This is a genomic window from Shewanella sp. YLB-07 (assembly GCF_009377275.1).
Genome location: NZ_VOQB01000005.1, coordinates 458,263 through 472,042 on the forward strand (window position 1 = coordinate 458,263; position 13,780 = coordinate 472,042).

Here is a 13,780-nt window from a genome sequence, read left to right on the forward strand (position 1 = left end):
ATATGTCTGTTAGAAAGGTATGCATGCTGGTTACCCTGACAGTTATCTTTTTACTGAGCGCCTGCAAGAGCATCCCTAAGGAACTTACTCTTGATGAAGGCGCTGTTTGGAGTATCGGGATCACCGCTCCTCTGTATTACGGAGTCAGGATTGAAAATATTTGGGGGATCAATGACAGTCAGGATTGGACCAGTATTCTTCTTCCTCCCAATACCCATATCAGTGACTTGGACCAAGATAGAAAGTCCACACAAGCTGCTGGCTATGAATGGGACCCCTACATGCTTTCTCCAACTGTTTTTTATGCTAATGCACAGCAACCAGCACGAAAAATAACTCCCCCAGAGGAGATATTTATTGCCTGGTTGTCACTGGCGGAGGGTAAGTTTTATCGGCTAAATTATCGTCTTAGTGATGAATTACAGCAGCAAATGCTGAGTCTTAACACTAAGACCATACCCGAACAGACTAGTTTCTGTGGAAGTAAGTTGATATTCGGACTTATTCCTGGTGGTGAAGTCAGCGTTTGGTTATCCAGTTACTGTGAATCTGAATACCGTTTCATAGATCGTGTTAAGACTTCTGGTCCGTTCGGTGTTCCCTTTGATCTTGCATATGAAGAGTTCTTTAAAGGGGCGGTTCAGCGTTATGACGAAAAAATGGCTGCTCAAAACGTACAGCTATTTCCTATCCCAGAAGATAAGCTGGCCTTGATGCGTAACTCCAATGCCAAGCAAAAAAAATTGCCTCCCAAGCCTACACCTGCTCCAAAACTCACACATTGCTGGGCTGAAAAACCCTACAACCTCAAAGTGAAGCTTGAAATAGGCTCGCCGCAACATCAGTTATCAAGGCGTATTTGGAATAATGCCTATGACTTCGCGGTAAAAGTACGTTACCTAGATACGGGTATTCACTTAGCCTGGCAAGAAGCTGAAGAAAAAGGGTTCGATGCTCAGCAAAGACAGTTATGGGTGCTTGCCAGATTGAGTGCTCAAGGCCAAGTAGCAGCGACTCAGATTACAAAAGGGCTCGAACTCAGTTCTGCTGAAGTGAAACAAGTACAAACCTGGGCCGATGATTTTTGCCGCGCAGATAGCAAATTATCTAGTTCGAGTCAGAATGAAACTCATTTTGAATAACGCATCTTGAATAAAGTCATCTCGAATCAAGCAATAACTATGTCTATTAGAAAGGTATGCTTGCTGGTTACTCTGACTGTTATCTTTTTGCTGAGCGCCTGCAAGAGTGTTCCTAGGGAGCTTACACGTGATGAAGGTATGCCTTGGAGTGTCGGGATCACCGCTCCTCTGTATTATGGAGTCGAAGTTGAACATATCTGGGGGATCAACGACAGTCAAGACTGGACCAGTATTCTTATTCCTCCCAATACTTACCGAGTTAATTTTGAAGAAAGGAAACAAAGAGCTATATCAAGGGGAGCGAAATGGGATCCCTACATCCTTTCACCTAGAGTTTTTAATGCCACTGCACAGCAACCAGCATGGAAAGTCACACCGCCAGAGGAGCTATTCGTTGCCTGGTTGTCACTGGCGGAGGGCAAGTTTTACCGGTTAAATTACCGTCTGAGTGATGAGCTTCAGAAAAAAATGTTAAGGCTGAAAAACGCCCCCAAACCAGGAGAGGGAGGTGAATGTGGAAATAAGTTGATATTCGGACTTATTCCAGGCGGTGAAGTTAGCGTTTGGCTTTGGAGTTACTGTGATCTAGAGTATAGCTTCGTAGAGTATGTTCAGGCTTCTGGACCATTCGATTACGCATTTTATCCCGACAGAAATACCGAATATTATGCTTCCTTGACAAAAAGGCTTCGCGAAAAAGTGACTGCTCAAAACGTACAGCTATTTCCTATCCCAGAAGATAAGCTGGCCTTGATGCGTAACTCCAATGCCAAACAAAAAAAATTGCCTCCCAAGCCTACACCAGCTCCAAAACTCACACATTGCTGGGCTGAAAAACCCTATAACCTCAAAGTGAAGCTTGAAATAGGATCGCCGCAACATCAGCTATCAAGGCGTATTTGGAATAATGCCTATGACTTCGCGGTAAAAGTCCGTTACCTCGATACAGGTATTCATCTAGCCTGGCAAGAAGCCGAAGAGAAAGGATTCAATGACCAGCAAAGAGAATTATGGGTTCTTGCCAGATTGAGTGCTCAAGGACAAGTGCCTGCGACTCAGATTGCAAAGGGGCTCGAACTCAATTCGGTTGAAGTGAAGCAAGTACAGACCTGGGCCGATGATTTTTGTCGCGCAGATAGTAAATTATTGAGTTCGAGTCAGAATGAAACTAACCTCGAATGAAGCCAACTCCAATCAAAGAAGATACTTAAAGGGCTTGTGATTCAACAAGCCCTTCTCATGACTATTCGCTAGCAACTAGCTAGGATTCACTAGCCCACTAGCGACTCTTCACTAACGGCACTAACCACCTGTGAATTTCTGCCACCAGGATAATGGCTCGCCACAGTTTTTCGCCGGATGATAACTACCACTCAAGGCTGGCAACGCTATGGTGTTTTCACAACCCGCTTCCATCGCTTTACCGGTTAAACGATCGAAGTGGCCATTAACCACGCCATTGATGGGGGTGCGCCTTAGGCTGATAGGAGGACGATTGTTGAGGAAGTCTTGGTAGACGGCCATGGCGCCGCTACTGCCGTAGAGCCCGGTCTTACCATTATCGTCGCGGCCAACCCAGATTGCGGCGACGTTACGTTCATCGAAACCGGCAAACCAAGAGTCACGGGAGTCGTTACTGGTGCCAGTCTTACCCGCAAGGCTAATGCCAGGGAACGCCTTACCTAAACGAGTCGCAGTGCCAGATTGAACCACTTGAGTCATGGCATATTGCACCAAGAAATCTGTTGCAGGGTCTATCGCCTGACTCTGAGGAATACGTGATACAGGCAGTGGATTATTGTCCTTGTCTAACACGGCCGTGATAGACGATAGTCGACGATAGCGTCCGTTATCGGCAATGGTTTGATAGACCTGAGCCACCATCAAGGGTGAGCCACTAACCGCTCCCAGCAGCATAGAAGGATACTCAGAGATTTTCTCCCTCCAGCCCGCCTTGTCTAAAGTCGTGGCCACACTACTGACTCCGATAGCCATGCCCAAGTTCACCGTGGGCACATTCATCGACTTCTTGAAGCCTGTGAGCAGGGGCACCTTACCACTAAACTTCCTGGTCACATTCTGTGGAGACCAGGTCTTACCATGACCATTTTTCAAGGTGATGGGCTGGTCTTTCAGTGGCGTCGCTAAATTATACTTATCGGCTTGCTTGAGCGCAGTCGCATAGACAAAAGGTTTTATCAGGGAGCCTATGGGACGACGTATTTCAACGGCGCGGTTATAGCCCTTGTAGCCCGGAGATTTATCTCCCACCATGGCAGCAATACCTGCAGTGGCCTTATCTGTCAGCACCATGCCTACTTGGAGCTGCTTATCATTCTTACCCAGTCGAGCCATCACCTTCTTAACCGACTTTTCGGCCGCTTCCTGGGCCATAGGATCGAGTGTGGTGTAAACCTTAATCCCCGACTGCTTGAGTAAGGTATCTCCGAAGCGTCTCGCCAGTTCATGTTTCACCACGGCAAAGAAGGCGGGTAACTTTTGATGTACAGGTCTATCTGACTTTCTCAAGCCCAGAGGAGACTCGGCGGCGGCCTTGTATTGGGCTACTGAGATCTTTTCCCCTTCCATCAAGAGTCTAAGCACTAGATCACGTCGCTCCTGAGCACGCTCGGGATAACGCCAGGGATTGTAGTAAGAAGGCCCCTTAATCACGGCGACTAAAAAGGCTTGTTGAGACAGAGTCAATTCGGCGATAGGTCGACCAAAATAGAACTGCGACGCCAGCCCCATACCGTGTACGCCACGAGCCTTATCTTGACCCATATACACTTCATTGAGATACGCTTCTAGGATTTCATCTTTGCCGTAACGAAAATCTATGATCAAGGCCATCAAGGCTTCACGGGCCTTACGCACCAGTGAACGTTCGCTCGACAGGAAGAAGTTTTTGGCCAGCTGCTGAGTCAGTGTCGAGCCCCCCTGTACCGTTCTTCCCGCGCTGATGTTGACCATCAAGGCGCGAACGATAGCGAAAGGATTCACGCCATAGTGTTCATAGAAGCTTCTATCTTCGACCAGAATGAGGGCCTCTATAATCGATGACGGCATCTTATCGGCTTTCACAAACACCCTATCTTCGCCATCACCTGTGATGATTCGATCCAGTAATACCGGCTCGAGATGGAAAACAGCCAATTGACGATGATCTTGGGAGCGGGAAACAGCACTCACACCTTGAGAATCGAAGGTGATCATCACCCTCTGTTCCGCCTGATCCCCTTGAGGATGCAGAAAAGGCCTACGCCAAAGATCGACTCTGGTTCTGGATGCAGAAAACTCACCGACCTGTCTGGGGTTGGCGACCTTACGATAACCGAGTAACTTAAGCTCTGAAATTAATTGGCCATGACTGACTGCGGCGCCGGGATAAAGGGCCATGGAACGACTGAATACCTGAGCGGGAAGGTGCCATTTCTGCCCTTCAAATTTTCGCGCTATGATTTGATCCAGATAGATGCTGTAAATAGACACAGCTGCGATGACAATAACGCCAAGCTTCCAGCCAATAGACCAGACTTTGCGGCTCCAGCCAGAGGATACTTTTCTAGCCGAAGATTTTTTACGCGGCTTAGCTTTAGACGGTGCTTTCTTGGCACCTTGTTTAGATACAGCTTTCTTTGTCATCTTTATTCCGAAAAAAGGTTTCGGCTCCCGGGAACTAAGCCCTGGGAACTAGCTATCATTTCTACTTAATGTCTTTTTCTTGGTAAAACGGGTCGGTAAGGTATTGGCTGGATCATCTGGCCATAGATGCTTGGGATACCTGCCTTTCATCTCTTTCTTTACTTCAACATATGGACCCTGCCAGAAGCTGGCAAGATCGGCAGTTAAGGCTAAAGGTCTGCGCGCTGGAGAGAGTAGCTCCATGGTCACCGTTAGCTTGCCATTAGCTAAAATAGGACTCTGAGCCATGCCTAATGCTTCTTGCAATCTGACACTGAGCCTGGCCCTGCCCGCATCATCATAGGTGATGGCCGCTCGGGTCCCAGTTGCCATGGGCCAATGGCAGGGAAAAAGCTTGTCGAGGCGCTGCTGCTTGTCCCACTCAAACAGATTAAGCAGCTGAGTATAACAGCCAAGTGCCCGCAGTTGTGACAAGCTTCTTACATCATTAATGTAAGGCCCCAGCCAATCCTCCAAGGTATCTAAGAGATGTTGTTCACCGATATCCGGCCAGCCAGTATCCGTATCTAGCTCAGACGCTAGCTTAGCTCTACATTGAAGCTGTAATGCCTTTGGGTTAAAATCAAGTAATTCCAACCCCTTACTTCGTATCTGTTCAAATATGGCTGCTTTTATCTGCTCAGGTGCAGGCTTGTTCGATGCCGCCTTACTCAAGACGATTTGACCGATCCTCTGTCGACTCTCGGCAAAGAATCGTCCTTTCGCCTCATCCCAACCACAATAATCTTGGCTCTTGACCAGAAAAGATAATCGCTTCTTAAACAAATCTTCATCTATCTCGGCCGCCAAATAGACTCTGCCACTGGTGCGTCCCTCACTCTCCTGAAAATCTGCCACCACCAACCAATTGGCCCGGGCTAAAGGATCATGCTCCGGAAGAGTGACCCCGGTACCATTCGCCAACTGATAGCCAGACACACCTCGGCTCTTGGCTATACGATCCGGAAAAGCCAACGCTAATAACAGGGCGATATCACCAGAACCCACAGATGAGACGAGCCGAGACAGGTCGATATTAACCTTGAGTTTTTTCATCCAGGTACGTACCTGTTTACCGGCTTCCCCCTGGATTGCCTCTCTGAGGTAGTGACTGATATCGACGCCATGTCGACCCAGAGAGCGGGACTCTAAAATCCCGGCGAGTAAACAAGCCAAGCCCACCAGATGATCATCCCCTTGGCTCTGTGAGAGCGTCTTTGCCTTAAGTAACATATGCGCCAGCCTTGGATGACAGCCCAGCTGATAAGCTTGACTACCATGGCGAGTTAGCTTTCTCTGTGCATCGACCAGCTCTAATAAGGCCAGTAACTGCCAGGCCACTGTCTCATTGGCTTTCGAAGGCTGAGTCAGCAGAGGCAATTCATTAAGCGCCTTCACTCCCCAACAAGCGGCATCCAGTGACATGGGAATCAGATCGCTGTGTAAAATTTCCGGCTCATCCGCCTTAATCAGTCGCCCTTGCTCCTCTTGACTCCAGAGCCGCAGACAATAACCGGCAGAAAGACGCCCCGCGCGCCCAGCACGCTGGGCCGCAGATGCCTGACTGATGCGTTTGAGTGTCAGGCGCGTCACCCCGGTTTTAGGGTTAAAGCTGGCATGACGCTTATAACCGGAATCAACCACCATAGTGATGCCGTCAATGGTCAGACTCGACTCGGCGACATTGGTAGACAAGACGATTTTACGCTTACCATCTGTGGCTGGAGCGATTGCCCTGTCTTGGGCTTTAGCCGGCAGACTGCCATAGAGTGGGCAGAGAGAAAATAAATTAAGATCCAAACGCTGAGATAAATAATCATGTAAGCGCATGATCTCCCCCTGACCGGGAAGAAAGGCGAGCAGTGAACCAGAAGAATCGATATCTCTCGCTACACTGGCATCTAAGCTAGCAAGATGCTTATCATCGCCATTGAGCAAGTCGACGATGCATTTCCCCATGTGTTCTAACCAAATTTGGGTGCGATTTTGGTAAGGGTTGGCCCCTTGAGTCCGCCCCTTAGATTCTGCCAGGCTTCGATAACCTAGCTCGACGGGAAAACTGCGGCCCTCACTCTGTAACGAACAAGCATCTGGCATCAGAGTCGACAGTGGAAGGCCTGCAAGCGTAGCTGACATGGCCAAGATTTTAAGGTCTTCTCGAAATGATCCCTGGATCTCCAGCGCCAATGCCAAGCCAAGGTCGGTCGTGAGATGACGTTCATGAATTTCATCGAAGATAATGAGATCAATTCCAGTTAACTCGGGATCTTGCTGGATCATGCGAGTCAAAATACCTTCGGTGACGATCTCTAACCGGGTCGAATCACCGCAACGAGACTCGCCCCTCACTCTATAACCAACCTCCCCACCTATCTGAGTGCCTCGCTGACTGGCAATATAATGCGCCACACTCCTTGCCGCCACGCGCCTAGGTTCAAGCATCAATATTTTGCCTTTCAGCTCACTCCAATCTAGCATAGCTAGCGGTAATGCCGTCGATTTACCGGCACCGGTGGGCGCTTCCAGAATAACTTGATTTGTGGCACGAAAAGCCTCTCTTAAGGGCGAGAGCAGCTGGTGTATGGGTAACTGATTCAAGGGAAGTGAGGTCTCTATGGCTGATGGCGACCCAGTGTACATGATTGCTGGTGGGATGGCATATGCCCTAGCCTCTTTCAGGCTCTGAACTATGACTCGACCCATGATTAAATACTTTAAAAATACATGTATAAATAAAAACTTAGCCTGTACAGTTATTTCCACGCCATAATATAAAGAAGAGCTATTTCCCTTAGCCATAGTTAAAGGAAGTAATATGCAGCGACTATTTTTAGGCATCTCGCCAACAAAGCAGCAAGTTAATCAACTCAGCGATATTCAGTCTCAACTGAGTGCAGCAGGTCACAAAGGTTATGGTCGCCCGGTCAATCGAAATAATTTTCATATGACCCTCGCCTTTCTCGGTCAAACCGATAATGACTCTCTTGCCCGGTTAATTAAGGCTATCGATGTCATGGCTTGCACCGGTGGCTGGACTAAATTTAGCATCACCTTAGACAAATTAACCTTGTGGCGTAAGCCTCAGGTGCTGTGCTTATCCGCGCCTTCCTTGACTCAGGTATCACTCAATCCTGAGTTGTACTGTGCCGTTGAGCGTTGTCAGCAGATTATTGATGCGATACAGTCAAAATCGCCACCCACCAGTTCGACAGAAAATGGCGCCAAGCAGCTAACTAAACCCCATCTGCATTTCACTCCCCACATCACCTTGCTCAGGAAAGCCAAGTTGTTGCCCAAACAAACTCTGATGCAGATGGGTTTAGCTTCGATCACGCTAACCCCAAGTCAGATGCATTTATATCAATCAGTCAGTGGCGAACGTGGTGTCGAATACCATATTTTACATTCCTGGCCATTAGTCTGAACACGCTAAGCTTTCAACCTCTAAAACATCACAACAAAAGCTGAACTAAATTGCATTCAAATAAGACTTAGTCGCCACTAAACGTACCGTCGCCGCCCCTATGATGTCTAAGAAACCGAGTATGCTATGAGGCTTGTCGGCGCTGATCCATGCCGATCCCGTCGCACCTATGGGCAACATGGCCATAGTCGCTTCATCGACTTCTAAGATAACCGTACGCCCGATCGGCATAGAACCCAGAGAAATATGCCTGCCAACGGACTGTTCTCTTGGAAATATATCCCCCTGTGCCTCTCCGGTTGCCTCTACTTTACTGTGTACTCTCGCCCTGAATATCTGCCCCGGGTAAGCATCGATATAAAACTCGGCAAATTGCCCCTTATTGATATAGGCAAAGGACTGATCCGGGATCCGCATCTCGACAAACTTCTTATCTGTCTGCCAAAAATGCATGGCGCCGACACGTGAGCCACCGGCAATGTAGACATGGGTCACCATACCGTCGAAGGGGGCGGTCACATTGAGTTGGCTGAGTTCATAATTTAGGCTGCGGATCTTAGCCTGCTGAACATCCAGTTGTGCCTCAAGAACCTTGAGCTCGGCCTGAACAATCTCGACTCGATCCCCGGAATTTTCCAGATCACGCTCACTCACATGAGCCTGGATCCTTTGATTTCGAACATAATCACGATTGGCCTGAGTAAACTCCACCTGTTTTGCTTCCACCGTGCGTTGAATTTCCATCTTCTTCGCCATCACCTCATCGATGGCGCTAACAACGGTATCGTCCCTCAAGGTATAAAGCAGTTCTCCCTCGTTTACGTGCTGGTTATGATCGACATAGATCTTATCAATCTGCTGGCCTAAAGCCGGTGATAGCACCGAGTGAGGGGCTCTAACTGTCGTCGAGTTAGTCAGATCGGCAGGGGAATAGAATCGATGCGCCATAAACAGGCTAAAGGCAAGCAGACAACCAATCAACACGCTGATAAAGTAATTTCTGGGTCTGGGATTAATGACTTTAAACTTAAACAATAACCAAACAATAAATATATAGGGAAGCATTATCTCTTTCATGAACGTGTCCCCTTAAACCATAACTGTGCCTTATCCCAATCCGTCACAATCGCAATTACAGCGATGACCCACAAGGGTTTCCAAATTAGACCTAACATACATAACCAAAAAATCAGTTTTGCTTGATGCATTCCCTTCTCTTTCGCCATGTATTTTGGCAATGAATGCAGGTGCCATAGCTTTAGGGCAACCCAAGAGAATACCGATAGCGTCACTAAGGCGATAAACCACATAAACGCGACGGAATCGAGCAAGACCATCAAACTAGGCAGGGATTCAAATTCTAAACTTGTATCATGTATTTTCATTCATTCTCTCAGCTGAACTCTGGAGTCAACACTCAATAATCTTCACTAAGAGGAATAACACTGAGGACGGATAAACCCATCTCGTTGAGATAAGTAAGCACAAAATAATTTAGCAGCCGAGAGTCTAACTTTACCTGGCTGAATGACAGTTGAATCGAGGTGAGGAAGCATGCCTAGATAGCAGAGGTGATAGACTTATATCAGGTAAAATAAGAAGAATTTTTAAAAACGTAGATAAAAAAATGCCCCCTTTCCAAGGAAGCAATTGAAGAATGTAGTTGCTGACAAATTTTAGTTTTAATTGTTAAAGCTACTTTATAAAATCACTAGCTAACAGGCCTTAGCTAGATCCTATTTCCGATTAGAAAGTAATCACCATGTTCACGCTCTACCCTGAGCTTAAAATCAGTAGAGCTAAGATTAATATCACAGTCGAAACTTAAAACAGACCGATATTATTTGAAAAGATGTGAAAACCTTTGAATTGGCCAACAATAGAGATTTAAGGGGTTGAATAGGCATAAAAAGATAATAAATAGATACAGTTAATGATTATCAGTTGCAGGTTAGTCCTTTTGGCAAGGACTCTCATTTAGCTCTAAGATCTATAATTCTGTATCGAAATGAGTCATGACTTGTCGAAAAAGGTCCCTTGAATCTACTGCGACTCCCTGACCGCCGCTGGAGGTAACTTTAGCGATCAACTCATCTGTCGCATTCAGGGTATAGATATAAAAAGGGATCACGGTACCTTGGTTACGCATCTTCTCGAGTAATTTCAAACCGGCGATGGCATCCTCTTCGCGGCCCATGTCTGAGATAATCACATCGTATTGATATAAGGAGATAAGTAGCAGGGCTTCCCGGGATGAAGTAGTGCTGTATACCCCTATGTTTTCCCTCCTAAGATACTCCCTCTCCCTCGAGTTATTCTCCGGATGGTCATCTATCCATAATACCCGCCCAATGGCATCGGCAGCCTCACTGTAAACAATTGTCTTTTCATCGATAACACTATGCCCTTCATGACTCGCAGTTAAGTATCGATCGAAGGAATGTGTAGAAAGCAGAGCATATAAAACGACGAAACTCACAACGATAGAAAATAAAATTATCGACACTCTGGGCCAATCATGGGCAAGCTTGTCTAGCTTCTGCCGAGTTCTCGCAAACTTAGACACTTACAGAGTAGCGCTTAAGAGTAACAATAATGCAACAAACGACCTGGTGGAGCAATAGCATCGCTTGGGGAAGATATTATCAGGTAAGGGTAATACGTAAAGAACAAGGTTACAGCTAGACAGTCAAAGCCCATAAAAAAGCCAGAGTCACTATAACTCTGGCTTCAGAAGCTTTACTGCATCAGGCTTAAGATTAGTCCTGAAGCAAGCCCGCTATGGTTAGCATACCGTGTGTGGTACCACCTGCGGCCCAAAGAGCATTTGGAGAGTCGGCAAAAGCAGAAGCCAGATCCATATGCAGCCATTTCACATCCGGTGACACAAAATGCCAAAGGAAGCCTGCAGCGTTGGATGCACCGCCGGCGCCACCACCTTTCATCGGGCGACTGTTCGCCGTATCGGCATAGGCTGATGGACACATCTCACGATGCCAAGGATCTAACGGCAGAGGCCAAACTCGCTCACCCACTTCGGCAGCTTTTGCTTGTGCCATAGCGAGTACGTCACTCGACGGAGAGAAGATAGCATTGTAATTCGTCCCGACCGCCATAACTGCCGCGCCTGTTAAGGTCGCTGCATCTATGATCAACTCAGCACCTGTGGCTGATGCCGCTTGTAAGCCATCGGCCAACACCAAGCGACCTTCGGCATCGGTATTGACCACTTCGACCGTAACACCATTCTTATAGGTCAAGATATCACCAAGCTTATAGGCATGGCCACTGATCAGATTCTCGGCGCAGCAAAGGAAGAGTTTTACACGCTTGTTCAAGCCTTGCTTCATGGCAAGACCGAGCGCCGCTGTTACGGTAGATGCGCCGCCCATATCACACTTCATTCCCAGCATGCCTTCCGAGGCCTTGATGCTGTAACCGCCAGAGTCGAATGTAATGCCTTTACCCACTAAGGCCACAGATACAGGCGCATCTTCTCCTAGCGGGTTGTAATCGAGTTCAAGCATGGCAGGTGGACGTTCACTGCCACGACCCACAGCATGAATACCTACCCATTTCTGCTCTAAAAGCTCTTGGCCTTCGATGATACGGTAAGTCACCTTATCGCCGCCGATCTCAGATAACCAATGGGCCGCCAGAATAGCTAACTTAACAGGCGCTAAATTTTCAGGGGTTTCATTGATCAAATGACGCGCAAAACCAGCACTCTCGAGGCGGTTTTGGAGTTCAATTTGAGCCGAATCATCACCAGTCCAACGAATCTCAGGTTCAGATTTAGCCGTGGTGAAACCCAGGGAGAAGGCCCACTGAGAGTCCACATTCCACAATTCACCTTCAAGGGCTATGGTCGATAAACCTTGGCTACGAAGTTTACGTGCCGCTTGTTGGATCTGACGCAACTCATCGTCACCTTGAAGATGGATCGTCGCCAGATCATTACTAAAAGTAACATCAGCCTTGCCCCAATGAGCGGCCGGTGCATCTTTGGTAAGGGTAACTTTCATTAAATCTGTCATGGGTGTTCCTTCCTGAACTATTGCTTATTTCGTTTTGCACGCAGTTTACTTCATAGAGTCAGATACCGACAGTTAAAAGCTGATAACCTTGTGCCATTATTCCAATAATAGCGGATCTCAAGTCATGGAATTCAGTCCCTCTTTCCAACAGGGGAAATTAATAAAAAGATACAAGCGCTTCCTTACTGATATCGAACTCGAAGATGGCAGCCAGGTCACCATACACTGCCCTAATACCGGCTCCATGAGAAACTGCTTGTTTGAGGGGAAAAGAGTCTGGTTTTCCATCTCGGATAACCCTAAACGTAAATACTCACGAACCTGGGAGCTGGCCGAGTCCGACCAAGGCCACCTTATCGGCATCAATACCGGCAGAGCCAACCAGCTGGCAGAGGATGCCATTAGAACCGGTGTCATCACAGAGCTTCAGGGGTATAGTTATCTTAAGCGTGAAGTAAAATACGGCAGTGAAAATAGCCGTATCGATATTTTATTGCGGGACGAATCGACAACGAGTCCTAAGCAAGACTGTTATATAGAGGTAAAAAGTTGCACCTTATTAGAAGAGGGCCAAGGCTACTTTCCCGACGCTGTCACCACCCGCGGACAGAAGCATCTTCGCGAGTTAATGGAGATGGTCACTTTAGGCCATAGAGGCGTGCTGCTTTTTGTGGTGCAGCACACAGGAATCGACTCGGTACAAGCGGCCGCTCATATCGACCCGGAATATGCCCGACTCCTCACCAAGGCACATCAATCCGGCGTCGAAGTATTGGCATATTGTGCTGAAATGTCGCCAAATTGCTCATCCTTGATTAAATCCTGTCCTGTCAAACTCTAAATAGGCGGTAAAAGTTGAATTAATTAAGAATAGGGAACATAGTCAAGGAATATCATTATCGCAACACAAAAAGTTTGCTTGCTCTATCAGTTTCTGATATAGATATCGGCCTTAAAATACAAGCGCCCTACAACGCAAATGATTAACAGGAGATGCGTTATGCCAGAAGGCACTAAAAAACTCGGCGTGCTCGCTATCGCAGGTGTAGAACCTTATCAGGAAAAACCTGGTGAGGAGTACATGAACGCAGATCAGTTGGGCCACTTCAGAAAGATTCTGGATGCTTGGCGTAATCAATTGCGTGAAGAGGTCGACCGTACTCTAAGCCACATGCAAGACGAAGCAGCTAACTTTCCAGACCCTGTAGATCGTGCAGCACAGGAAGAGGAGTTCAGTCTCGAACTTAGAGCTCGTGATAGAGAACGTAAATTGATCAAGAAGATCGAGAAGACACTTCAGAAGATAGAAGAAGATGACTTCGGTTTCTGTGATTCTTGTGGCATCGAAATCGGCATTCGTCGTTTAGAAGCCCGTCCAACAGCCGATCAATGTATCGACTGTAAGACACTTGCCGAGATTAAAGAAAAGCAGATGGCAGGTTAATCTGACTTATCTTGTTTTCTTGCTTAAATATTTAAGTAAGAATAGGCAA

The 13,780-nt window shown here is 47.2% G+C and carries 11 protein-coding genes; 5 read left to right on the forward strand and 6 right to left on the reverse strand.

The annotated features are described in order from the left end of the window. Nucleotides 1–2: 2 nt before the first annotated feature. On the forward strand, nucleotides 3–1,142 hold the full coding sequence (locus FS373_RS13950; RefSeq protein WP_152829653.1) for a DUF2931 family protein: 1,140 nt from the start codon (nucleotides 3–5) through the stop codon (nucleotides 1,140–1,142). A gap of 39 nt (nucleotides 1,143–1,181) precedes the next feature. Beyond that, complete coding sequence (locus tag FS373_RS13955) at nucleotides 1,182–2,324, forward strand: DUF2931 family protein (RefSeq protein WP_152829654.1); 1,143 nt, start codon at nucleotides 1,182–1,184, stop codon at nucleotides 2,322–2,324. Nucleotides 2,325–2,444: 120 nt separating this feature from the next. Here FS373_RS13955 and mrcB read toward each other — a convergent pair whose 3' ends face one another. Together mrcB and hrpB are read right to left on the reverse strand one after the other, a co-directional pair. Beyond that, nucleotides 2,445–4,787, reverse strand: coding sequence for a penicillin-binding protein 1B (gene mrcB / locus FS373_RS13960; protein ID WP_144048031.1), 2,343 nt, complete (start codon nucleotides 4,785–4,787; stop codon nucleotides 2,445–2,447). 48 nt (nucleotides 4,788–4,835) lie between these two features. Beyond that, nucleotides 4,836–7,466 (reverse strand): ATP-dependent helicase HrpB, encoded by a 2,631-nt coding sequence (gene hrpB, locus FS373_RS13965; RefSeq protein ID WP_144049104.1) that lies wholly within the window; start codon nucleotides 7,464–7,466, stop codon nucleotides 4,836–4,838. 175 nt (nucleotides 7,467–7,641) lie between these two features. On the opposite strand from hrpB, the gene FS373_RS13970 reads away from it, so the two are divergent. Next, nucleotides 7,642–8,250 (forward strand): 2'-5' RNA ligase family protein, encoded by a 609-nt coding sequence (locus tag FS373_RS13970; protein ID WP_144048032.1) that lies wholly within the window; start codon nucleotides 7,642–7,644, stop codon nucleotides 8,248–8,250. Between the two features lie 45 nt (nucleotides 8,251–8,295). On the opposite strand, the gene FS373_RS13975 is transcribed toward FS373_RS13970, so the two are convergent. The 4 genes from FS373_RS13975 to pepB all read right to left on the reverse strand — a co-directional run bounded on the left by FS373_RS13975 (nucleotide 8,296) and on the right by pepB (nucleotide 12,287). Next, on the reverse strand, nucleotides 8,296–9,327 hold the full coding sequence (locus FS373_RS13975) for an HlyD family secretion protein (RefSeq protein WP_152829655.1): 1,032 nt from the start codon (nucleotides 9,325–9,327) through the stop codon (nucleotides 8,296–8,298). Next, on the reverse strand, nucleotides 9,324–9,635 hold the full coding sequence (locus tag FS373_RS13980; protein ID WP_144048033.1) for an Mg2+ and Co2+ transporter: 312 nt from the start codon (nucleotides 9,633–9,635) through the stop codon (nucleotides 9,324–9,326). The genes FS373_RS13975 and FS373_RS13980 overlap by 4 nt, the downstream gene beginning before the upstream one ends. Before the next feature lie 605 nt (nucleotides 9,636–10,240). Further along, on the reverse strand, nucleotides 10,241–10,816 hold the full coding sequence (locus FS373_RS13985) for a response regulator (protein ID WP_144048034.1): 576 nt from the start codon (nucleotides 10,814–10,816) through the stop codon (nucleotides 10,241–10,243). Between the two features lie 193 nt (nucleotides 10,817–11,009). After that, complete coding sequence (gene pepB / locus FS373_RS13990; protein WP_144048035.1) at nucleotides 11,010–12,287, reverse strand: aminopeptidase PepB; 1,278 nt, start codon at nucleotides 12,285–12,287, stop codon at nucleotides 11,010–11,012. Nucleotides 12,288–12,411: 124 nt separating this feature from the next. Between pepB and sfsA the strand changes: the two genes are divergently transcribed. Together sfsA and dksA are read left to right on the forward strand one after the other, a co-directional pair. Then, on the forward strand, nucleotides 12,412–13,128 hold the full coding sequence (sfsA, locus tag FS373_RS13995; protein ID WP_144048036.1) for a DNA/RNA nuclease SfsA: 717 nt from the start codon (nucleotides 12,412–12,414) through the stop codon (nucleotides 13,126–13,128). Nucleotides 13,129–13,287: 159 nt separating this feature from the next. Beyond that, the gene (gene dksA, locus FS373_RS14000) at nucleotides 13,288–13,731 is read left to right on the forward strand and encodes an RNA polymerase-binding protein DksA (protein ID WP_144048037.1); all 444 of its coding nucleotides are present in this window, start codon (nucleotides 13,288–13,290) and stop codon (nucleotides 13,729–13,731) included. The last annotated feature ends 49 nt before the right edge of the window (nucleotides 13,732–13,780 follow it).